The 19962-nt window shown below is 52.8% G+C and carries 20 protein-coding genes; 12 read left to right on the plus strand and 8 right to left on the minus strand.

Annotated elements, in window-relative coordinates:
• Positions 1 to 5 precede the first annotated feature (5 nt).
• Positions 6 to 1343, minus strand: coding sequence for a PTS sugar transporter subunit IIC (locus tag NR177_RS12165; RefSeq protein ID WP_256852973.1), 1338 nt, complete (start codon positions 1341 to 1343; stop codon positions 6 to 8).
• A gap of 12 nt (positions 1344 to 1355) precedes the next feature.
• Positions 1356 to 1670 (minus strand): PTS sugar transporter subunit IIB, encoded by a 315-nt coding sequence (locus tag NR177_RS12170; RefSeq protein ID WP_145394556.1) that lies wholly within the window; start codon positions 1668 to 1670, stop codon positions 1356 to 1358.
• A gap of 288 nt (positions 1671 to 1958) precedes the next feature.
• Between NR177_RS12170 and NR177_RS12175 the strand changes: the two genes are divergently transcribed.
• Complete coding sequence (locus NR177_RS12175; protein WP_096012587.1) at positions 1959 to 2924, plus strand: LacI family DNA-binding transcriptional regulator; 966 nt, start codon at positions 1959 to 1961, stop codon at positions 2922 to 2924.
• On the opposite strand, the gene NR177_RS12180 is transcribed toward NR177_RS12175, so the two are convergent.
• The 4 genes from NR177_RS12180 to NR177_RS12195 form a co-directional block, all read right to left on the minus strand.
• On the minus strand, positions 2921 to 4054 hold the full coding sequence (locus tag NR177_RS12180) for an ROK family protein (RefSeq protein ID WP_256852974.1): 1134 nt from the start codon (positions 4052 to 4054) through the stop codon (positions 2921 to 2923). The two genes, NR177_RS12175 and NR177_RS12180, sit on opposite strands and share 4 nt — an antisense overlap.
• A 212-nt stretch (positions 4055 to 4266) precedes the next feature.
• Positions 4267 to 5007 carry a DNA replication protein DnaC gene (gene dnaC / locus NR177_RS12185; protein WP_063877809.1) on the minus strand — a complete coding sequence of 247 codons (741 nt, stop codon included), beginning with the start codon at positions 5005 to 5007 and terminating at the stop codon, positions 4267 to 4269.
• Complete coding sequence (gene dnaT, locus NR177_RS12190; RefSeq protein ID WP_063877810.1) at positions 5007 to 5543, minus strand: primosomal protein DnaT; 537 nt, start codon at positions 5541 to 5543, stop codon at positions 5007 to 5009. Before dnaT ends, dnaC begins: the two co-directional genes overlap by 1 nt.
• A 173-nt stretch (positions 5544 to 5716) precedes the next feature.
• Positions 5717 to 6322: a hypothetical protein gene (locus tag NR177_RS12195; RefSeq protein WP_096012569.1), complete on the minus strand. Its 606-nt coding sequence runs from the start codon at positions 6320 to 6322 to the stop codon at positions 5717 to 5719.
• A gap of 210 nt (positions 6323 to 6532) precedes the next feature.
• Here NR177_RS12195 and NR177_RS12200 point away from each other — a divergent pair, with 210 nt between their 5' ends.
• From NR177_RS12200 to NR177_RS12245, 10 genes are all read left to right on the plus strand, one after another.
• Entirely contained in the window at positions 6533 to 7093 is a 561-nt protein-coding gene (locus NR177_RS12200) for a DNA-3-methyladenine glycosylase I (RefSeq protein ID WP_063877812.1), read from the plus strand.
• Between the two features lie 116 nt (positions 7094 to 7209).
• A complete protein-coding gene (locus NR177_RS12205; RefSeq protein WP_063877813.1) occupies positions 7210 to 7872 on the plus strand; it encodes an OmpA family lipoprotein in 663 nt (220 codons plus the stop codon).
• 160 nt (positions 7873 to 8032) lie between these two features.
• Entirely contained in the window at positions 8033 to 9016 is a 984-nt protein-coding gene (locus NR177_RS12210; RefSeq protein ID WP_096012570.1) for a LacI family DNA-binding transcriptional regulator, read from the plus strand.
• A 68-nt stretch (positions 9017 to 9084) separates the two neighbouring features.
• Entirely contained in the window at positions 9085 to 10110 is a 1026-nt protein-coding gene (locus NR177_RS12215) for a LacI family DNA-binding transcriptional regulator (RefSeq protein ID WP_256852975.1), read from the plus strand.
• Between the two features lie 138 nt (positions 10111 to 10248).
• Positions 10249 to 10998 (plus strand): sugar phosphate isomerase/epimerase, encoded by a 750-nt coding sequence (locus NR177_RS12220; RefSeq protein WP_256852976.1) that lies wholly within the window; start codon positions 10249 to 10251, stop codon positions 10996 to 10998.
• A gap of 9 nt (positions 10999 to 11007) precedes the next feature.
• Complete coding sequence (locus NR177_RS12225) at positions 11008 to 11961, plus strand: sugar kinase (RefSeq protein ID WP_256852977.1); 954 nt, start codon at positions 11008 to 11010, stop codon at positions 11959 to 11961.
• A 33-nt stretch (positions 11962 to 11994) separates the two neighbouring features.
• Positions 11995 to 13275 carry an MFS transporter gene (locus tag NR177_RS12230; RefSeq protein ID WP_063877818.1) on the plus strand — a complete coding sequence of 427 codons (1281 nt, stop codon included), beginning with the start codon at positions 11995 to 11997 and terminating at the stop codon, positions 13273 to 13275.
• 71 nt (positions 13276 to 13346) lie between these two features.
• Entirely contained in the window at positions 13347 to 14321 is a 975-nt protein-coding gene (gene ghrB / locus NR177_RS12235; protein WP_241568113.1) for a glyoxylate/hydroxypyruvate reductase GhrB, read from the plus strand.
• 81 nt (positions 14322 to 14402) lie between these two features.
• Positions 14403 to 15653: a valine--pyruvate transaminase gene (locus tag NR177_RS12240; protein ID WP_256852978.1), complete on the plus strand. Its 1251-nt coding sequence runs from the start codon at positions 14403 to 14405 to the stop codon at positions 15651 to 15653.
• 174 nt (positions 15654 to 15827) lie between these two features.
• On the plus strand, positions 15828 to 16739 hold the full coding sequence (locus NR177_RS12245) for an EamA family transporter (RefSeq protein WP_063877821.1): 912 nt from the start codon (positions 15828 to 15830) through the stop codon (positions 16737 to 16739).
• 76 nt (positions 16740 to 16815) lie between these two features.
• Here NR177_RS12245 and NR177_RS12250 read toward each other — a convergent pair whose 3' ends face one another.
• Entirely contained in the window at positions 16816 to 17733 is a 918-nt protein-coding gene (locus tag NR177_RS12250) for an amidohydrolase (RefSeq protein ID WP_256852979.1), read from the minus strand.
• Between the two features lie 525 nt (positions 17734 to 18258).
• On the opposite strand from NR177_RS12250, the gene NR177_RS12255 reads away from it, so the two are divergent.
• Positions 18259 to 19188: an Rpn family recombination-promoting nuclease/putative transposase gene (locus NR177_RS12255; RefSeq protein ID WP_145394562.1), complete on the plus strand. Its 930-nt coding sequence runs from the start codon at positions 18259 to 18261 to the stop codon at positions 19186 to 19188.
• Positions 19189 to 19407: 219 nt separating this feature from the next.
• Here the strand turns inward: NR177_RS12255 and ibpA are convergent, their stop codons facing one another.
• Complete coding sequence (ibpA, locus tag NR177_RS12260; RefSeq protein WP_014332924.1) at positions 19408 to 19824, minus strand: small heat shock chaperone IbpA; 417 nt, start codon at positions 19822 to 19824, stop codon at positions 19408 to 19410.
• Positions 19825 to 19962 lie beyond the last annotated feature (138 nt).

The following is a 19962-nucleotide window of genomic DNA, read 5'->3' on the forward strand; positions in this document are numbered from 1 at the left end:
GCTCCTTAAGCGTGTGGATGACCGTGCACGGGATGGCCTGCTGGCGCGGCATCCTTGATTTTTTTCTCTTCAGCCTTAATCAGACTGCGTTCATAGGCTCGCAGGAAGGGTAGGTACATCAGCCCCGACATCAGCATACAAACAAGGCACATTACCAGCGGGCTGAGCGCCCAGTTGGCTGCCCAGGATGCACCAATCGGGGCGGGTGTGGTCCAGGGCGTGAGCGAAACCACCTGAGCGATCCAGCCGAGTTTTGTCGCGGTGTACGCCAGCACGGCGTTAATCATCGGAACGCACACGAAGGGGATAAACAGCAGTGGATTCATAATGACCGGGGCACCAAACAGGATCGGTTCATTGATATTAAAAAAGCTGGGTACCACGCCCATTTTACCGATGGTGCGCAGATGCAGCACCCGGCTACGCAGCAGGAGGAAGGCCAGGGGTAAGGTGGAACCCACGCCGCCAATCAGCAGGTAGTGATCCCAAAAGCCCTGCAGGTAAACATGCGGCAGGGCGGCACCGGCGGCCAGGGCTGCCTGGTTAGCAGACAGGTTAGCCATCCAAAAGGGGTTCATAATGCCGGTGACGATCAGGGCACCGTGAATACCGGCAAACCAGAATATCTGACAGAGCAGTACGGAAAGTAAAATGGCGGGCAAGGAGTCCGAAGCAGAGACCAGCGGCTCCAGTAAATGCATGATGGCCTGCGGCATAATCATGCCGGTTTGCGCTTCGATAAACAGGTTGAGCGGATGTAACGTTGCGATAATCACCAGGACTGGGATCAGAATCTCAAAGGAGCGGGCCACGCCGGTGGGCACTTCTTTGGGCAGTCGGATAGTGACATTATTTTGCTTTAGCCAGGCATAAACCCGGGTGGCGTAAATGGCGGTAATCAAGGCAGTAAAAATCCCCTGACCGGAAAGATACTGGGTTGAGATCTTTTCATCCGCATAGGGCGCGGCCACCAGTAAAAACGCCATAAACGCCAGCAAACCCGACATGATGGGATCAAGGTTAAACTGACGGCCCAGGCTGGCACCAATCCCGACCGAGATGAAAAAAGTCATAACGCCCATGCTGAGATTAAATGGCAGCATCAGCTGTTGGCGATAGGTGATGGAAAAGTCGAGCCACGCACGGGCAACGCTGTTAGTGGTGTCCGCTGAAAATGGCGGGAAGATAAATACCAACATAAACGACCCGATAATCATAAACGGCAGTGCCGCCGTAAAGCCGTCACGAATCGCTATCACATACTTTTGCTGACCTAACTTTCCGGCGAGTGGCGTAATGGACTGTTCAATTACCGTCACCATCGACTGATATAACGAACTCATAATGACACCTTTCTAGTGTGCCGCTTCAATAAGCGACAGAGCGTAATCCAGCACCTTGTCACCGCGTTGCATGCCGTAATCCGTCATATCAATAGCCCGGACAGGAATGCCGTGGGTGGCAGCTTTTTCAGAGAGCATGGCTAACATGTACTTTACTTGTGGGCCGAGCAGGACAACCTGATAGTTTGGAAACTGCGTATCAAATTCTGAAACGCCCCAGGCATCGATCTGCACACTGAGACCACGCTGTTCCGCAACCTCTACCATTTTACGTACCAGCAGGCTGGTGGACATGCCCGCTGAACAACACAACATAATCCTGATCATGAGTAACGCTCCTTTAAATGAAAACGTGGACGGATATGATTTGATACGATACGGAAACCGGTTTCCATTTGTCGCAAAAGGAACTGTGACAGGCGTCATGATCTTAAGGAAACGAGGTGTTTTATTACGATTCAGATCACGTAATTGGGGGTTTTTGTCGAAGATTGAGAAGAGATGGAAAATCGGTTTCCACAAAAAAATGAAAACGCTATACTGCCAATGGTGATAATTTGAGCCGCAGCGTTAGTCAGTAATTCAGGGGGCCTGTGGTTTTTTTAGGGGAAAATGATGTCTACTATCAACGATGTATCGCGTCTGGCTGGTGTGTCAAAAGCCACGGTGTCACGCGTGTTGAGTGGGTCACGCGGCGTAAAAGAAGCCAGCCGCGTCGCAGTATTAAAAGCGGTGGATGAACTGAATTATCGTCCAAACGTGATCGCTCAGTCATTGCTGAGCCAGTCCACCGGTTGTATTGGCGTAATTTGCGCGCAGGACAATATTAACCAGACGACCGGTTATCTTTATGCGCTGGAAAAACATCTTAGTCAGCACCAAAAACACCTGTTGCTCCGTTTCGCGAACAGCAAATCAGAAGTGATGCACTGTCTGAATGAGCTGACCTGTGGCTTGTGTGATGATGTATTGATTATCGGCGCTCGCTTCCCGCTCAATCTTCAGCAAAAAAACGTGATTCTGGTGGATTGTCTGGAAACAGGGGATGACGTGAGCAGTATCCAGTTCGATCACGCTTTCGCTGCTGAAACCGCCTGTCACTATCTGATAAGCCAGAATCGCCGCCAGATCGCCCTGATCCATCCTGACGGAATGGGTTTTTCCGAGCAGGTGTTGCTGGGCTATAAGCACGCCCTGGAAAAAAACTTTCTGCCTTTTAACCGTAACCTGGTGTTTATGGACTCCACATCCTCCTCGGTCGCCCTACAGGAGTTGTTGAATAACGCGTCCACGCTGAACTTTAGCGCATTGCTGGTGGCGGATGAACAGCAGGCCCAAAAAGTCATTCCACAGCTGCAGGCATTCAACAAACAGGTTCCCACCGATATTATGGTTTTTAGCCTGGCTGGATCGCTGAATTTACCCGGCATCCCAACCATTCCGGCGATTGAGTATTCAATGGACGCCATGGCTGCGCGCATCGTTAAGGCACTGACGGAACAGACGCGAAGCGTGCTGAACGCCTATGTGATGCGGGGTGACCTGATTATTCCCGATTTTCGCCAGCGCGAGCACCGTTAATCCATACGTTGCTCCATCTGCTCAATGATTGCCAGCGCCAGTCCTGTTGCCGGCGCAAGATGTGAGGTCAGGAAATGCACCTGAGTATGGGCGGCAATAAACGCCAGTTTGTTTGCCTGCGTCTGATTCAGTACGGCCTGGCAAAATGTCGGACTGATGCTCCAGGGGCAATCAATAATGATATTGGCGGGATTCAGTAACAGCATGATCTGGCTGAGCGCGATGCCCAGATAGTTGCCCGCCAGCTGCATGACTTCGTTCACCACGTTAGGTGCGCTGTCACGGCTTTGCCAGGTCAATCCCGGCTGACGCTGAGCCAGTTGCTGATTAATGGCGGGTTTGCTGATCATGGCTTCCAGACAACCCTGACGGTTGCAGCTACAGCGAGGGCCATTAGGTTGCACGGTAAGGTGACCGGCTTCACCTGCGGTCCAACTGTTGCCCGTGAAAACGACACCGTGCTGTACCAGCGCACCGCCAATGCCTTCAGCGATACGTAAATAAAAATGCCCGCTCTCGGCGGGCAATTTGAGTTGTTGTACAGACAGTAGCGCAGCCGCTCTGACGTTATTCATAATGCGAATCGGCAACTGTACCTGTTTGCGTAGGTTGCTCGCCAGGTCAACGTCCTGCCAGCCCAAATGGGTGGATAAATGCATCCAGCCCCGCCTGGGATCAACGACGCCAGGAAAACCCAGCCCGATGCCTAACAGACCCGGCCACTCCTCGGTAAGTTTGTCACATAAGGCGGCCACCTCGGCCAACAGCGGCCCCGGCCTGCTGGTATCTGTACGCAGGGTTTGCTCGGCAATCGTCTGGGAAAAATAATCACACACCTGCCAGTGAATCAGGTTCTTTTCCACCATGATGCCGGCGCTGACCAGCTTTTCCGGGCGCAGGGTGATATGAATTTTAGGGCGGCCCGCCGCAGAGACACTGGCCTTTCCCAGCTCCTGCACTAAATCCTGTTCCAGCAGGTCATCAATAATATGCGACACGGTATTTTTACTGATTGCCAGTATGTGTGCCAGATCCTGACGCGACGTGATACGCAGCTGACGCAGTTGTGCCATCACCCGCTTTTGGTTATTCAGCCGCATTAATGCAGGCCCTTTGCCAGTTACTTTCATGGCGGCTTACCCCAGATGTGAAAATCGGTAGCGGACCTACCAACGATGAAGTCTTATTAGTTTGATGTCTAATCAAAACTTAGCATTGGGCAGATAGGCTGCCAAACGGCAATAGCATCTGGACGGGGGAATTAAGTCAGAAATGGGTGCCAGGCCACACGATCGTGTAACGGCAGGATAACGCGCTGGCCCGCCTTAGCGGGCAGCACATATCAGTATTCATCACCGCGAACGCGGCTGCGATAGCTTTCCCAGTCAAAGCGAACCCACAAACTGTTGCCCAGGCGCATACGATCCATAACGCGCTCACCCAGCAACGCATTCATACCGGCGTGATCAAGGTTAGAGAGCATACCTGTGGGGCGTTTTGAGGATGAACGGCGGTCTACGATCTGGTTAATAATCACTTTCTCGTAGCGCGATTCACTTTGCATACCGATCTCATCGATCACCAGCAAATCAACGCTGCTGAGATCCTGAATCAGTCGCTCTTCCGTGATTCCGCTGCTGCCGCTAAAGGTGCCTTTCATGCTCGACATCAGGTCAGCTACCGTGACGATGAGCACGCTCTTACCCCGTAAAATCAGGTCGTTACCAATGGCTGCTGCCAGGTGATTTTTACCGGTACCGGGCCGGCCTGAGAAAACGAAGCTGGCAATACTGCCGTCAAATTCTGCCGCGTACTGGCGAGCAAGTTCCAGGGCTTTGCGCTGGCCTTCGTTTTCAACCCGATAGTTATCGAACGAGCAATTGATGTGTAACTCGCGAATACCAGAACGGCCCATGATGCGCTGCATTTTCATGGCGCGGTTCTCACGCACAATGGATTCTGAGCGCAGGCGGCCTTGTTCCTGATTCCAGGCCAGTAACTCTTCACCATTGGTGAACTTTGGGCGAGTGCCCGCGGGCATCATCCGTTTCAGACGGTTAAACAGATCGTTCGGCGTTTTCATTATTCACCCCGGAAACCATCAGGAATTGTGCTGTCAGGATTCGGCAACTGCGTAATATCACGTCTGGGCTGTCCGCCATTCGCGGCGCGGTTCATCTGCAGGCTGCGCGCCAGTTTCTGCTGCCACTGCACATGATGAAACAGACGGCCTTCGGCCTGCCAGTAAGCCACAAAGGCAGCCAGTTCGGCCGCCGTGACCGGCTCGCTTAGCGCCACGCCCCAGATGGCCGCCTGACGCGTAAAGTCAGCGTCCGGTTGCCAGCCATCATACATGGCAAATTTACCCACTGGCGTATGCAGCGTAGCAGAAACATCGTCATACAGGCTGTCATCCAGCGCCACATCAGTGGGTTGCTGAGAGGCTGCCTCAAGTGCCAGCAGCCGTGCCAGACGTGCTGGCGTGATGGCGTACATCACGGGCGTGTAATTTTCCAGCACCGCCAGCGTGCCGTCTTCAGCCTGCTGCAAGGCGCTGAGTGGATCCTGACGGAAAGCCTCAAGACCAATAAGCGTTGACGTTAAGATTTTGACTGACATGAAAAGACCTGCGGTTAACTTACACCGAACACCGGATAAAATAACCCGGTGCAGAAGCGCATATTGTACCTTTTTTAACGCGCAGGATCGCTGAAAAAGCGTTGTGGATAGCAACCCAACCTAATGCGTTAGCACAACCGTTGGGTTGACGTGGCAGTGTTTACCTGACGCGCTTAGCGCCGGGTTTGCCACAGATAGCGAAGCCCGGCCAGCCAGCACAGGCTGTAACCCAGCAGTTCAACGCCTTCTTCAGCCATATTTTTGACGCCTCGATTATAGTGATCGGGCATCAGGTGCTCCCACAGCGCGTTCATACCAAACAGCCGGGAGAAAACCAGCACAATCATCAATCCGGCCGCCATGACGGGCCAACGATTGTGATTCAGCAAATCCGCCAACGCGCTGATGGTTTGCTTAGGTGTTCGCATGGCTACCGCTAAACTGCCCAGCGCAATCGCCAGCGCAAACCACACCCAGCTACCATGACGGATGAGATCGAAGAAAAAATCCAGTTCACGGATAAGCATACAACTGTAAAAACCGGCAATTAAGGTTAAACCACCCCGTTGTTCGGGCCGATGACGGGCGGCAATAAAAAACAGCGCGGCAAGACTGACCAATAACAGTTCCTGCACGGTTTCGGTAAAAGACGCTTCATGCAGCGCATTATCCATCCAGACCACATCCACATAGAGGGGGCCGATCATTAAGGTGATAAACAGAGAAGTAAAAAGAAATACCGTGAGCTCACGGCCAATAAGGATTACATCGTTACGCATGGAGTTACCTGAAAATGACTATCGTTATCATTATATTTTTATTCGTCGCACCTGCCTTCGCTTTTTATGCGTGATCGATTCAGCGAACAACATAACCTGCGTTGATAGCCGAAGCGGCCTCGCAAATTACGCGGCTTAGGGTTCAAAACGTCAGGGATTGCCTCTACTATCGGGGAAATCAAAATAGCGCGCTATATAAGGACTAATGCAATGCAACGATGTGGCTGGGTAACGCAAGATCCTGTCTATCTGGCCTACCATGACAAGGAGTGGGGCATCGCGCAGAGAGATAAACAGGCGCTGTTTGAAATGTTGTGCCTGGAAGGCCAGCAGGCGGGGTTGTCCTGGATTACCGTGCTGAAAAAACGCCAAAATTACCGCGCCGCGTTTCACCAGTTTGATCCGCAGGCCATTGCGTTGATGGATGAGCAGGATATCGCGCAGCTTATGCAGAACAGCGGCATTATCCGTCATCCAGGCAAAATTGCGGCGATTATTGCAAATGCCCGAGCCATGTTGGCAATGGAAGCAGAAGGCGAGGATTTTGCCCGCTTTGTCTGGCAGTTCGTCGATAATCAGCCCATTGTCCATCATTTCGCCGACTATAAACAGAGCCCGACAACCTCCGCGCAGGCCATTGCGCTTTCAAAAGCACTCAAAACGCGTGGTTTTAAATTCATCGGCCCGACAATTTGTTATTCATTTATGCAGGCCTGCGGCCTGATTAACGATCATCAAACCAACTGTTTTTGCCATCCTGACAACATTTAACGCCGATCCTTTACAAAATAAGACATTGTCTCAGGATTTTCCTCACTTTTGCGCGGCATAATCAGTACCACTTGGGGGATAAGATGCCTCGTTGTGATGAACGTAAGGGATAAATAATGCAGAAAAAGTTAATTGCTCTCACCCTGTTGTTAAGCGGTAGCCTGGTGATATCGGGTTGTACCACCAATCCTTACACTGGCGAATCTCAGGCCGGTAAATCCGGTGTAGGTGCAGGCCTTGGCGCATTAGTGGGCGCAGGCGTTGGCGTACTTTCTTCCTCGAAGAAAGATCGCGGTAAAGGGGCATTAATTGGTGCGGCCAGCGGCGCGGCATTAGGCGGCGGCGTGGGTTATTACATGGATGTCCAGGAAGCGAAACTGCGCGACAAAATGAAAGGAACCGGCGTTAGTGTGACCCGTCAGGGCGATAACATCGTGCTGAACATGCCGAACAATGTGACCTTTGATTCCAGCAGCAGCAGCCTGAAACCGGCGGGGGCCAATACACTGACCGGTGTGGCAATGGTGCTGAAAGAGTATCCCAAAACGGCCGTCAATGTTGTGGGACATACTGACAGCACCGGCTCGCGTGCGTTAAACATGCGTCTGTCGCAGCAGCGTGCCGAAAGCGTTGCCAGCGCCCTGATCGTTCAGGGTGTCGCAGAGAATCGTTTGCATACTCAGGGCGCAGGGCCAGACAGCCCGATTGCCACTAACAGTACTGAAGCCGGTAAAGCGCAGAACCGCCGCGTTGAAATTACGCTCAGTCCGTTGAATTGATTATCCCGCCCCCGTCTCCGGGGGCGAAATACGGCTCGCTGTCATTTTTTCGACAATTTTCGGTAATAAAATTGGCAAGGGTTCCAGTTGGGAACCTGCGCACGGTGCCTGTCAACGCTTTATGCCAGAATGATTCAAATTGAACAATGGATAACGCATCATGTCACTGAAAGCCATTGCGTCAGTATTAGGTCTCTCCGTTACCACAGTGAGCCGTGCACTCAACGGTTATGAGGATGTGGCCAAACAAACACGCCAGCGTGTGGAAGAAGAAGCACAGCGACGTGGCTACCGTCCCAATGTTGCCGCCCGACGTTTAAAAACCGGACGTGCCAACGCGGTAGGACTGGTTTATCCGATGAGCGCTCCGCCACTCAGCGACACGCACTTTAACAAGATATTAGTGGCGCTCGATCAGCGTCTTTCTCACTACGATATCGATCTCCTGTTATTAACCGATAAACCGCATGACGGGCAGCGTTCACTGATTCGCATGCTGCGCAGCCGGGCGGTCGATGCGATCGTCGTTACGCACACCTCACCTCATGACGAGCGCCTGCTCAGCCTGCAGCAGAAAGGTTTTAATTTTCTGACGCTGGGACGGAGTGATGCACAGCAGGATCATGCCTGGTTTGATGTCGACAATGCCGCCGGTTCGGTTCTGGCCGTGAAGCACTGTCTGGCGCTCGGCATGCAACGTATCGCCTGGCTCGGTGGCAACGAGACCTGCACGTTTGTGCGCGATCGCCGCCAGGGTTATCTGAATGCGCTGGATTCCGTGCCACCTTATGCCACCGCCGTGGTTGAACCGTCGCGTCGGGCGGGTTATCAACAAATTACAGACTGGCTGGCGCAAGGGCTGCAACCTGAGGCAATTATCACCGATTGCAGCGCGCTGGCGGAAGGCGCGCTAATGGCACTGCAGCAGGCGGGTCGCCTGCAGGGTAAAGACGCCATCACCTTAATTGCCTGGGACGGGCTACCGGCTGATGCCATTATCGATTACCCGATTATCGCCATTCGCCAGGCCAGCGAGCAGCAGAGAGGGGAGCAGGTAGCGACGATGATAATGCGCCTGCTTGAAGGCGCGCCGTTGGCGCAACTGCAGGTACTGTGGCAACCCTGGCTGCAACTTCCCCAATGACGCTATCTTTTTTGCCATGTTGTATGCCTGTGGTAGTCTCGCCGGATGCTTAATTTGCGGAAGACTTTATGAAAAGCAGGCCGTCTCGCGCCACGATCAGCGATGTTGCTCACGCGGCAAAAACCGGTAAAACCAGCGTCTCACGCTATTTAAACGGCGAGCAACATTTGCTCTCTGCCGATTTAAAAGCGCGCATCGAGCAGGCGATTAGCGATCTTAACTATCGGCCAAGTCAGATGGCGCGTGGCCTGAAACGCGGGCGTACCCGACTGATTGGCCTGATCATCGCCGATATTACGAATCCCTATTCTGTGGACGTGATGTGCGGCATTGAAGCCGCCTGCCGCGAATGTGGCTTTACATTGCTGATGTGTAATACCAATAACGAAGTCGATCTGGAGCAGCATTACCTGCAGTTGCTGAGCAGCTATCAGGTTGAAGGCATTGTGGTCAATGCGGTTGGCATGCATGAAAAGGTTCTGAGCCGGTTACAACAGTCGTTGCTGCCCATGGTACTGATCGATCGAAAAATCCCTGATTTCCCGTGCGATGTTGTCGGGCTGAATAATGCCGAAGCGGCAGAAACGGCCACCGGCCATCTTATTGATAACGGCTATGAGGCACTGCTGTTTCTCAGTGAACCGCTTGGAAGCGTGAATACGCGTCGGGAACGGCTACAGGCGTTTCGCCAGCGTTTGGCTGCGCATCCCGCGATCGTCCATGAGAACGCCGAGGTCGCGCTGCACCAACCGGAGCTGATGGATAACGTCCTGCGCGACTTTCATCAGCGCCATGCGGGAAAACGCTGTGCGGTAATGGTTGCCAATGGCGCGCTAACCCTGCAGGTGGCCCGCTCTCTCCAGCGTCTTGCGCTGCACTGGGGCAGCGACATTGGTCTGCTGGGATTTGACGAGCTTGAGTGGGCTGCATTGGCCGGGGTGGGTATTACCACCTTAAAGCAGCCGACCTGGCAAATCGGTTATCACGCGCTTGAGCGTCTTATTTCCCGTATCGACGGTCACGATCATCCCCCTTGCGAACAGGTTTTCTCGGGCGAACTGATTGTTCGCGGTTCCAGCCAACGCCTGCGCTGATTTTCAGACTCTTCCTTTCGATTACGTGCTCACTTCGTGAGCACGATCATAATTCCGCGTTTTGCCACTTTGCTTTGGAACCGGTTCCATTTAACGTTTTTGTAACGCAAATGCCGATTTTCACATCAGGAGCCTGTAATGAAGCCCGAAATCATCGTCGTGACCGCTGCTTATGGTCATCAACAGGTTGCTGCACTGGGCGGGCAGTTAGCGCTTTTGCCCATTATCCAGCAGGCCGGTGCCGACGGTGTGGAAATCCGCCGTGAACTGTGTGATGACACCACGCTAACGCATTTACCCGCGCTGGCGCAGGCGGCGCGGCAGCACCAGTTACGCGTCAGTTATTCGGTGCCCGACACCTTGTTCAGCGAGGACGGCAGGCTAAACCCACTGTTGAAAAGCTACTTTAGCGAAGCACTTCAGCTCAATGCACAACGGTTGAAAGTGGCGCTGGGAAACTTCACAGGTGCGCTGTACAGCGAAATGCTGCGTAAGCTTATGACGGAATATGGCATTCCCCTCACCGTAGAAAATGATCAAACGCGCTTTGGTAAGCAGCAGCCCATGTTGCGTTTCTTCAACGCTGCCCAGGAGGCGGCGCTGCCGATCGGCATGACGTTTGATATGGGCAACTGGTACTGGACGGATGAAGACCCGCGCCAGGCGGCGGACCTGCTGGCGGGCCATGTGGGTTACGTGCATGTCAAAGCGGCGGCGGCGCAGGGAACCAGCTACCGCGCGATAGCGCTGGATGACGCTCCGCCTGGCTGGCAAAGCCTGTTACACCGGTTACCTGCAACAGCGCCTCGCGGCATTGAGTTTCCGCTGGAAGGCAACGATTTGATTGCGGTTACGCGCCATTATGTGACGCTGCTGCGTAACGTCTGAGGAGTACATATGACAACCCATCCAAACGGCACGCTTGATGTGATCACCATCGGTGAGGCCATGGCCATGTTTGTCGCCCGTGAAACGGGCGATTTGGTCGCTGTAGAAACCTTTGTTAAGCGTGCCGCTGGCGCTGAACTGAATGTGGCAATCGGTCTGGCGCGCCTTGGCCTGAAAGTGGGCTGGGTAAGCCGCATTGGGCAGGACGCCTTTGGTCGCTTTATCTGTCAGGTGCTGGATAAGGAAAATATTGACCACCGCCAGGTGATCGTCGACTCGCAGTATCCCACCGGTTTCCAGCTTAAATCCAAAGTCGATGACGGTTCAGATCCGCGGGTGGAGTACTTCCGTAAAGGCTCCGCTGCCAGTCATCTGTCGCCAAAGGATTTTGACCACGACTATTTCGGTTCCGCGCGCCATTTGCATCTTAGCGGCGTGGCGGCGGCGATTTCAGACAGCTCGCTTGCGCTGACAAAGCATGCGGCTAAAGAGATGCGGGCACGAGGCAAAACTATTTCGTTTGACCCCAATCTGCGACCTGTGTTGTGGCGCAGCGAAGATGAAATGCGCAAGCAGCTCAATCTGTTAGCGGAATACGCGGACTGGGTACTGCCTGGAGAAAAAGAGGGCTATATCTTAACCGGCTATCGTCAGCCGCAGGATATCGCCGATTTTTATCTCGATAAGGGCGTGAAAGCGGTCATCATTAAAACCGGTTGTGACGGTGCCTGGTACAAAACGGCCAGCGGTGAGCAGGGCCAGGTTGAGGCGATGAAAGTCGATAACGTCGTTGATACTGTGGGGGCGGGAGATGGTTTTGCCGTGGGTGTGGTGAGTGCGTTGCTGGAAGGGAAGCCACTGGTACAGGCGATTCGTCGGGGTAACAAAATAGGTTCACTGGCGATTCAGGTTATTGGCGATAGCGAAGGTTTGCCGACACGCCAGCAGTTAGGCGATGCGTAGCCCAGCCCGCAAACACAGACAGAGGAGTTTCCGATGAAAACGCAGACTATCGCGCCAAAACGCTGGTGGTTCATCATGCCCATCGTGTTTATTACTTACAGCCTTGCCTACCTTGACCGTGCAAATTTTAGTTTTGCGTCGGCAGCGGGCATTAATGACGATTTGGGCATCACGAAAGGCATGTCATCATTACTGGGCGCCCTGTTCTTTCTGGGATATTTCTTTTTCCAGATCCCTGGGGCAATTTATGCCGAACGCCGCAGTGTAAAAAAACTGATTTTCTGGTGCCTGATTCTGTGGGGCGGCTGTGCTTCACTGACCGGTATCGTCAGTAACATTCCCATGCTTGCGGCCATTCGTTTTGTTCTTGGCGTTGTCGAAGCCGCCGTGATGCCCGCCATGCTGATTTATATCAGTAACTGGTTTACTAAATCTGAACGCTCGCGGGCCAATACCTTTCTGATCCTGGGCAATCCGGTCACGGTATTGTGGATGTCAGTGGTGTCCGGTTATTTAATCGAGGCCTTCGGCTGGCGGGAAATGTTCATTTTTGAAGGCATTCCCGCGGTTATCTGGGCCGTGGCCTGGTGGTTCTTAGTGCAGGACAAACCGTCGCAGGCGCGCTGGATGAGCGAGGCAGAAAAAGCCGCGCTGCAGGCTGAGCTGCAAAAAGAGCAGGAAAGTATTAAGGCGGTACGCAACTACGGCGAAGCCTTCCGCAACCGCAATGTCATCATTCTCTGTTTGCAATATTTTGCCTGGAGCATTGGCGTTTACGGTTTCGTACTGTGGTTGCCTTCAATTTTGCGTAATGGCACTCAAATGGGCATGGTTGAAGCCGGCTGGCTGTCAGCCGTACCTTATCTGGCGGCCACCATTGCGATGGTGCTGGTTTCCTGGGCCTCAGACAAAACGCAAAACCGTAAGCTGTTTGTCTGGCCACTGCTGCTGATTGGTGCACTGGCGTTCCTGGGCTCGTATCTGGTCGGCTCCGGCAATTTCTGGCTATCCTATACATTACTGGTGATTGCGGGGGCGGCGATGTACGCGCCATATGGACCGTTCTTTGCCATTATTCCGGAAATGTTGCCGCGTAATGTCGCGGGTGGTGCAATGGCATTGATTAACAGTATGGGCGCGCTGGGTTCCTTTATCGGTTCCTGGATTGTGGGTTATCTGAATGGTGCGACCGGCAGTCCTTCTGCCTCCTATATCTTTATGGGCGGCGCGTTACTGCTGTCAGTGGTACTGACGCTTATCGTCAAACCCGCACAGAATAAGACGCCGCCGCTTCACGGGGCGAAACCGGCCTGAAAGCGTAAGCGTTAGCACCTTCTCCGGGCGACCTTAGCGTTGCCCGTCATTCATTTACAGGGAGCTCTCTGATGAAACCCGCCGTCATTCTCTATAAAAAATTGCCTGACGATCTGCGTGCGCGCCTTGCAGAACATGCCACGGTGACCGAAATCGACGATCTGTCGCCAGAAAGCCAGCAGCAGCATGAAAAGGCGCTGCAACAGGCCGAAGGATTATTAGGCTCGGGCGGTAAAGTCAATGGGGCGCTGCTGGCAAAAATGCCTAAGCTACGGGCCTGTTCCAGCGTTTCTGTGGGCTATGACAACTTTGATGTAGAGGCGCTAAATCAACGTGGCGTGGTGCTAATGCATACGCCAACGGTGCTGACAGAAACAGTCGCCGATACCATTATGGCACTGGTCCTCAGCAGCGCACGACGCATTCCGGAACTGGATGCCTGGGTAAAGGCGGGTAACTGGCAAAAAAGCATTGGCCCGGATCGCTTTGGCACCGATGTGCACCATAAAACCTTGGGAATCCTTGGGATGGGCCGCATTGGAATGGCGCTGGCCCAGCGGGCGCATTTCGGTTTTGGCATGAAAATTATCTACCAGGCTCGCCGCCAGCATGAGCAGGCCGAATTACAGTTCGCGGCGCAACGCTGTGAATTGGAAACGCTGCTAAAACAGAGCGACTTTGTGTGCATCAGCCTGCCGCTGACCGAAGAAACCCACCATTTGATTGGCGCGGAACAGTTAAAGCTGATGAAGCCTGATGCCATACTGATCAATGCTGGTCGTGGCCCGGTGGTGGATGAAAAGGCGCTGATTGCCGCCCTGCAGGACGGTACTATTCGTGCCGCCGGACTGGATGTGTTCGAGAAAGAGCCCTTACCCACTGACTCGCCACTGCTGTCGTTGCCGAATGTGGTGACGCTGCCGCACATTGGTTCAGCAACCCATGAAACCCGATACGGGATGATGCAGGATGCGGTAGAAAATCTGATCGCAGCGCTGAACGGAAAGGTAGAAAAAAACTGCGTTAATCCGCATGTGCTGACGTAATCCCTACGGCTTTCCATTGCGCCCGCCGGGAGCGGGCGTTATGGTGGTTCACCCATTCTTTATTACAAATTTTTAACCGTTATGGCCTTTTCTCAGTTCGGCGACAAATTTACTCAGCATTCTGGCATCTCACGTCTGATGGAAGACATGGGCGCAGGCTTACGTACGCCTGGCACTATCATGCTCGGCGGCGGCAATCCTGCGCAGATCCCGGCAATGAACGACTATTTTCAGCAGTTGCTGCAGCATATGCATGATGAGGGCAAGCTGAGTGAGGCCCTGTGCAATTACGATGGCCCACGCGGTAAAGCGGTGCTGCTGGATGCGCTGGCGGCGATGCTGCGCGAGCAGCCTGGCTGGTCCATCACTGCACAGAATATCGCCCTGACCAATGGTAGCCAGAGCGCGTTTTTCTATCTGTTTAATCTGTTTGCGGGCCGCCGCAGTGACGGTAGCAAAAAACGTGTGCTGTTCCCACTGGCACCAGAATACCTGGGTTATGCCGATGCGGGCCTGGATGAGGACCTGTTTATTTCGGCTAAACCGAATATTGAGTTGTTGCCGGAAGGACAGTTCAAGTATCACGTCGATTTTGAACATTTACCTATGAATGACGACGTCGGCCTGATTTGTGTCTCGCGCCCAACGAATCCCACCGGCAATGTGATTACTGATGATGAACTGTTGCAGTTGGATGCGCTGGCGCAGCAGCATGAGGTTCCGCTACTGATCGATAATGCTTATGGTGTGCCGTTTCCGGGCATTATTTTTAGCGATGTCCGGCCTCTGTGGAATCCCAATATCATTCTTTGCATGAGTCTGTCCAAGCTCGGTCTGCCTGGCGCGCGCTGCGGCATTATTATCGCTGATGAAAGCACCATTGCGGCGATTGGCAACATGAACGGCATTATCAGCCTGGCACCAGGCAGTATTGGCCCGGCCATCGCCTGTGAAATGATCCAGCGTGGCGATTTGCTGCGACTGTCTGAAGCGGTGATCAAGCCTTTCTATCAGGACAAGGTTAGGCAGACGATCGCCATTATTCGTCGTTACTTAACTGCGGATCGCTGCCTGATACATAAACCCGAAGGGGCAATTTTCCTCTGGCTGTGGTTTCGCGATTTGCCGATCAGTACGGAGTTGCTGTATCAACGACTTAAGGCGCGAGGTGTGCTGATGGTACCCGGACACTTTTTCTTCCCTGGGCTGGAACATGACTGGCCGCGCACACATCAGTGCATGCGTATGAACTATGTGCCGGATGCTGAAAATATTGAAAAAGCGGTACAGATCCTTGCAGACGAAGTGGAAAACGCCTGGCGCGACAGCTGATTTTGCGGCTGCATCATCATAAAAGGCCGCCGTGTGCCCATGGCTAACCTGTGCTTTAACGTGAAGCTGCCTCAACCTGGTGTTGCCGGGCAGTAGACGACTATTTTTGCATTATCGGTCAACGCGGTTGGGCTCATGGCTGTTGTGGCCTGAGACGAGCAAAAGGAGTGTGCTGTGTCGGGAAAAGATATGCTGTTGGCCCTTTGTGTGGTGGTTGCCTGGGGCGTGAACTTTGTGGTGATCAAACTGGGCCTGCAGAATATGCCGCCCTTTTTGCTGGCCGGACTGCGTTTTGCTCTGGTCGCCTTTCCCGCCATTTTGCTGGTGCGTCGTCCTGCCGTACCACTGCGCTGGATTTTACTGTACGGCATGACCATCAGTTTTGGGCAGTTTGCGTTTCTGTTTTTGGCGATCAAGCTGGGCATGCCGGCAGGCCTGGCCTCGCTGGTGCTTCAGGCACAGGCGTTCTTTACGTTGCTACTCGGGGCGCTGTTTCTGGCAGAGAAACTCCGCTGGAATCATATCGTGGGTATTATTATCGCCACTCTGGGTATGTTTTTGTTGGCTACCTCGGGAATGGCGGGCCAGAGTGCAGCCGGTATTACGCTGACGACGATGATGCTGATGCTGGCGGCGGCGTTCTCCTGGGGACTGGGCAACATCACGAATAAGATCATTACGCGTCACTATCCCGTACCGGTGATGTCATTGGTGGTCTGGAGCGCCCTGGTTCCGGTTCTTCCTTTTATTGGCTGTTCGCTGCTGTTTGACGGTGAATCGGCGATAATGAGTAGTCTGACGCAGATTAACCTGCAAACGATACTGGCGCTCGTTTATCTGGCGTTTGTCGCGACCATTATGGGCTACGGCATCTGGAGTACCTTGCTCAGCCGCTATGAAACATGGCGCGTTGCGCCGTTGTCTCTGCTGGTGCCTGTGGTGGGGATCGTCAGTGCGGCCTTGTTGTTGGGGGAAACGCTATCACTCCAGCAGGTTGTGGGCGCAGCGGTAATTATTGTCGGGCTCCTGGTGAATATGTTTGGTGGCATGATCAGGCAGCGATGGTTTATGCGTTCGCAAACATAAATCATCCGGCTGAGAGTGCAGGCATCTGACGAGCGTACCATATCCTTTACTGCATGTTTATCCGAGGGCGCGGTTATCAGCCGTAGAGCTCAGATGGGTTATCACGCAGAATAAACATCCTGTCTGCGGACGAGGGTGCCCAGCGCGCCAGTAAATCGAGTATGGCGGCATCATCGGGCTTATCGTGTTCTTCTTTTGTAGGATGTTGCCAGTCACTTCCCCACAACAGGCGGTTAGGCCGAATCCTTACCAGTTCCGCGGCGACCTGACCCACGTCCTCATAGCCCGGTGGGCCGACGCGGGACTTGATGTATGGCCCAGACAGTTTTACCCAGGTGTTACCTGCTTCAAGGAGACGGGTTACTGTCTGGAAACAAGGAGATGTGATTCCCTCTGGTTGCGGAATATGCCCCATATGATCGATAACCAGTTTTGTGGGCAGCGCCGCCAGGCGCGATTCCAGCTCAGCCAGTTTTTCGCCGGGCGCAACGACCTGAATATGCCATCCCCACTGTGCTATTCGGGAAGCAAGAGGCTCCAGATTATCCAGAGATGTTCCTCCTCTGCTCAGATTAAAACGAATACCACGTACGCCATGCCGATCCATTTCTTGTAGCTCTGCATTACTCACTGACGTATCGATAACGGCCACGCCCCTTGCCTGGCCTGCACTCTGCTTAAGGCCCTCCATCAACAGCCGGTTATCTGTGCCGTAGGTTGAAGGCGTGACAATGACCATGCGGTGAAGTCCCAGGCGGGCTTGCAACGAGGAGTAATCGGCAAGCGATGCATTGGCGGGTTGTAAGCTTGCACCGGGTACAGCAGGATATTTATCGTCATAAAGGTGCATATGGCAGTCCACGCTGCCTACGGGGACGTTCAACACAGGTTGTTTTTCCCCTGAGCTAAAAGGCGTGTTGCTGAGGGCGTTAAAAACGGTAAGCGCACTTAGTGCACCTCCGGCTTGTAAAATAAAGCGTCGGGTTATTGCCATAAAGAGACTCCACGTATGTCGGAAAGGACGTTTAATGCAGTGTCGTATTCGATAATAATCTAACCTGTCCTTTTGGTAGCCTCTAGCAATAAGCGTTTTTCGTCAACACGATTGATCCGGCTAAACGTGATCCTGTATGAGCCTATGGGAATTAAACAGTATAATTTTTTTCAAAAAATTAATTCTTATGATCAACTTCTGAATAAGTTGTTATTACATACACATGATTTACATGAAAATATAGATTGAGTTATCTAAGCATTATTCATCATGGAATTTTTTGTGATGTATCTGCTTTTTTAAAATCATGGAGGAGCTGGTCTTTTTTAGTAGAACCCGATTGGCAAGCGCTAATATGGAACCCATTACTCATAAAAGAGCGTTAACCTGGACACCTCGCCTTCTGCATGAAAGTATCACCCTCCCTGGCAAGATAAAAGACCAGATACATCGCACGACGCTCTCAACCTTTTGCGTTATTCCCGGGCTGAGAAACGCTGATTCTTATCATTCAGGCCCGATGCCATGAAGAAGAAAAACTCAACGCCAACACCACACGATGCGACTTTCCGCCAGTTTTTAACCCAGCCTGAGATTGCGCGCGATTTCATGGATCTTCATCTTCCTGACGAGCTGCATGCTATTTGTGATCTGAGTACCTTAAAGCTGGAGTCAGGTTCCTTTGTCGAAGCGGATCTGCGTCAGTATTTCAGCGATGTGCTTTATAGCCTGAAAACCGCATGCGGTGAGGGATACATTCATGTGCTGATTGAGCACCAGTCTTCACCCGATAAACATATGGCGTTCCGGCTTCTGCGCTATGCGGTTGCGGCGATGCAGCGCCATCTCGACGCCGGTCATAAAAAGCTGCCGCTGGTTATACCGGTGCTGTTTTATATGGGTAAACGCCGGCCCTATCCTTATTCCACCTGCTGGCTGGATGAATTTATCCAGCCAGCGCTGGCCAGCAAACTGTACAGTACATGTTTTCCCCTGGTTGATATCACGGTTATACCTGATGATGAAATCGCGGGCCATCGCAGTATGGCCGCACTGACCCTGCTGCAAAAGCACATCCATCAGCGCGATCTCGCCGATCTGATGGACAGACTTGTCCCTGTGCTGCTGTCCGGTTATCTTTCATCATCACAGGTCGTATCCTTAGTACATTATATTATGCAGGCGGGGGAAACCCTGGCCGTCGAGGCTTTTATCCAGGAACTCGCCCGGCGGGTACCGCAACACGGAGACGCGCTAATGACTATCGCACAGCAGCTTGAACAAAAAGGCATTCAGAAAGGCATTGAGCGAGGGATTCAGCTCGGACGACAGGAAGGCCGCAATGAAGGTAAACGCGAAGTCGCGCGAACCATGCTGCAGAATGGTCTCGATCTCTCTACCGTAATGAAAATGACGGGCCTGAGCGAAGAAGAGCTGGCACAGATTCAGCACTGAGTTTAACGCCACCGCAACGTGCTCCATGAGGCTATTGCAAACCTGATGCCTCATTATGCTTCGCTTTGCCCGTTCCCGCGTCAGTCGCCGCATCGCCCTGATACGCGCTTCAACGAGGCAGGCTGCAAAACGTCTTATTACCAATGTCATCCATAAAAAAACGGCCACAGCAGCAATGCTGTGGTCGTTCTCCAGAATGACTCAGCCGTTACGGCCGTTTTATTTCAGAATTTCAATCCGGCGTGGTTTTGCTTCTTCAGGCACCAGACGCTCAAGATCAATGCTCAATAACCCATTTTCCAGACGCGCATCACGCACGACGATATGGTCAGCCAGCTGGAATTTGCGCTCGAAATTACGCTCGGCGATGCCCTGATAGAGATACTTACGTTCAGTCTGCTCTTCTGGATGGGCACCACGCACGATCAGCACGTTATCGTGGGCAGTAATATCAAGTTCACTCTGGGCAAAACCGGCCACCGCGATGGTAATGCGATAATGGTTTTCATCAACCAGTTCCACATTATAAGGAGGATAACCCCCATTGCTCTGATTTTGATTGGACTCAAGCAGGTTGAACAAACGATCAAAACCGATAGCAGAGCGATAAAGTGGAGACAGATCAAAGTTACGCATAAAAATACTCCTGAATGTCAGCAAGTTTTGGCAACCTTCCAGCAGTGGACAGGTTGTGTCGTACCGCATTGCCCCTTACGGCGGCAACCTTAACGGCCTGCTATAAAAATGGGTGCAGGTAACATGCTTTCAAGGTGC

Origin of the sequence: Pantoea sp. Fr+CA_20, from assembly GCF_024520835.1 — a bacterium.
Lineage (GTDB): Bacteria > Pseudomonadota > Gammaproteobacteria > Enterobacterales > Enterobacteriaceae > Pantoea > Pantoea allii.

Bases quoted from the DNA above. Each gene is read 5' to 3' on its own strand.
- NR177_RS12165 (WP_256852973.1), bottom strand. From the start codon at position 1,343: ATGAGTTCGTTATATCAGTCGATGGTGACGGTAATTGAACAGTCCATT.
- NR177_RS12170 (WP_145394556.1), bottom strand. From the start codon at position 1,670: ATGATCAGGATTATGTTGTGTTGTTCAGCGGGCATGTCCACCAGCCTG.
- NR177_RS12175 (WP_096012587.1), top strand. From the start codon at position 1,959: ATGTCTACTATCAACGATGTATCGCGTCTGGCTGGTGTGTCAAAAGCC.
- NR177_RS12180 (WP_256852974.1), bottom strand. From the start codon at position 4,054: ATGAAAGTAACTGGCAAAGGGCCTGCATTAATGCGGCTGAATAACCAA.
- dnaC (WP_063877809.1), bottom strand. From the start codon at position 5,007: ATGAAAACGCCGAACGATCTGTTTAACCGTCTGAAACGGATGATGCCC.
- dnaT (WP_063877810.1), bottom strand. From the start codon at position 5,543: ATGTCAGTCAAAATCTTAACGTCAACGCTTATTGGTCTTGAGGCTTTC.
- NR177_RS12195 (WP_096012569.1), bottom strand. From the start codon at position 6,322: ATGCGTAACGATGTAATCCTTATTGGCCGTGAGCTCACGGTATTTCTT.
- NR177_RS12200 (WP_063877812.1), top strand. From the start codon at position 6,533: ATGCAACGATGTGGCTGGGTAACGCAAGATCCTGTCTATCTGGCCTAC.
- NR177_RS12205 (WP_063877813.1), top strand. From the start codon at position 7,210: ATGCAGAAAAAGTTAATTGCTCTCACCCTGTTGTTAAGCGGTAGCCTG.
- NR177_RS12210 (WP_096012570.1), top strand. From the start codon at position 8,033: ATGTCACTGAAAGCCATTGCGTCAGTATTAGGTCTCTCCGTTACCACA.
- NR177_RS12215 (WP_256852975.1), top strand. From the start codon at position 9,085: ATGAAAAGCAGGCCGTCTCGCGCCACGATCAGCGATGTTGCTCACGCG.
- NR177_RS12220 (WP_256852976.1), top strand. From the start codon at position 10,249: ATGAAGCCCGAAATCATCGTCGTGACCGCTGCTTATGGTCATCAACAG.
- NR177_RS12225 (WP_256852977.1), top strand. From the start codon at position 11,008: ATGACAACCCATCCAAACGGCACGCTTGATGTGATCACCATCGGTGAG.
- NR177_RS12230 (WP_063877818.1), top strand. From the start codon at position 11,995: ATGAAAACGCAGACTATCGCGCCAAAACGCTGGTGGTTCATCATGCCC.
- ghrB (WP_241568113.1), top strand. From the start codon at position 13,347: ATGAAACCCGCCGTCATTCTCTATAAAAAATTGCCTGACGATCTGCGT.
- NR177_RS12240 (WP_256852978.1), top strand. From the start codon at position 14,403: ATGGCCTTTTCTCAGTTCGGCGACAAATTTACTCAGCATTCTGGCATC.
- NR177_RS12250 (WP_256852979.1), bottom strand. From the start codon at position 17,733: ATGGCAATAACCCGACGCTTTATTTTACAAGCCGGAGGTGCACTAAGT.
- NR177_RS12255 (WP_145394562.1), top strand. From the start codon at position 18,259: ATGAAGAAGAAAAACTCAACGCCAACACCACACGATGCGACTTTCCGC.
- ibpA (WP_014332924.1), bottom strand. From the start codon at position 19,824: ATGCGTAACTTTGATCTGTCTCCACTTTATCGCTCTGCTATCGGTTTT.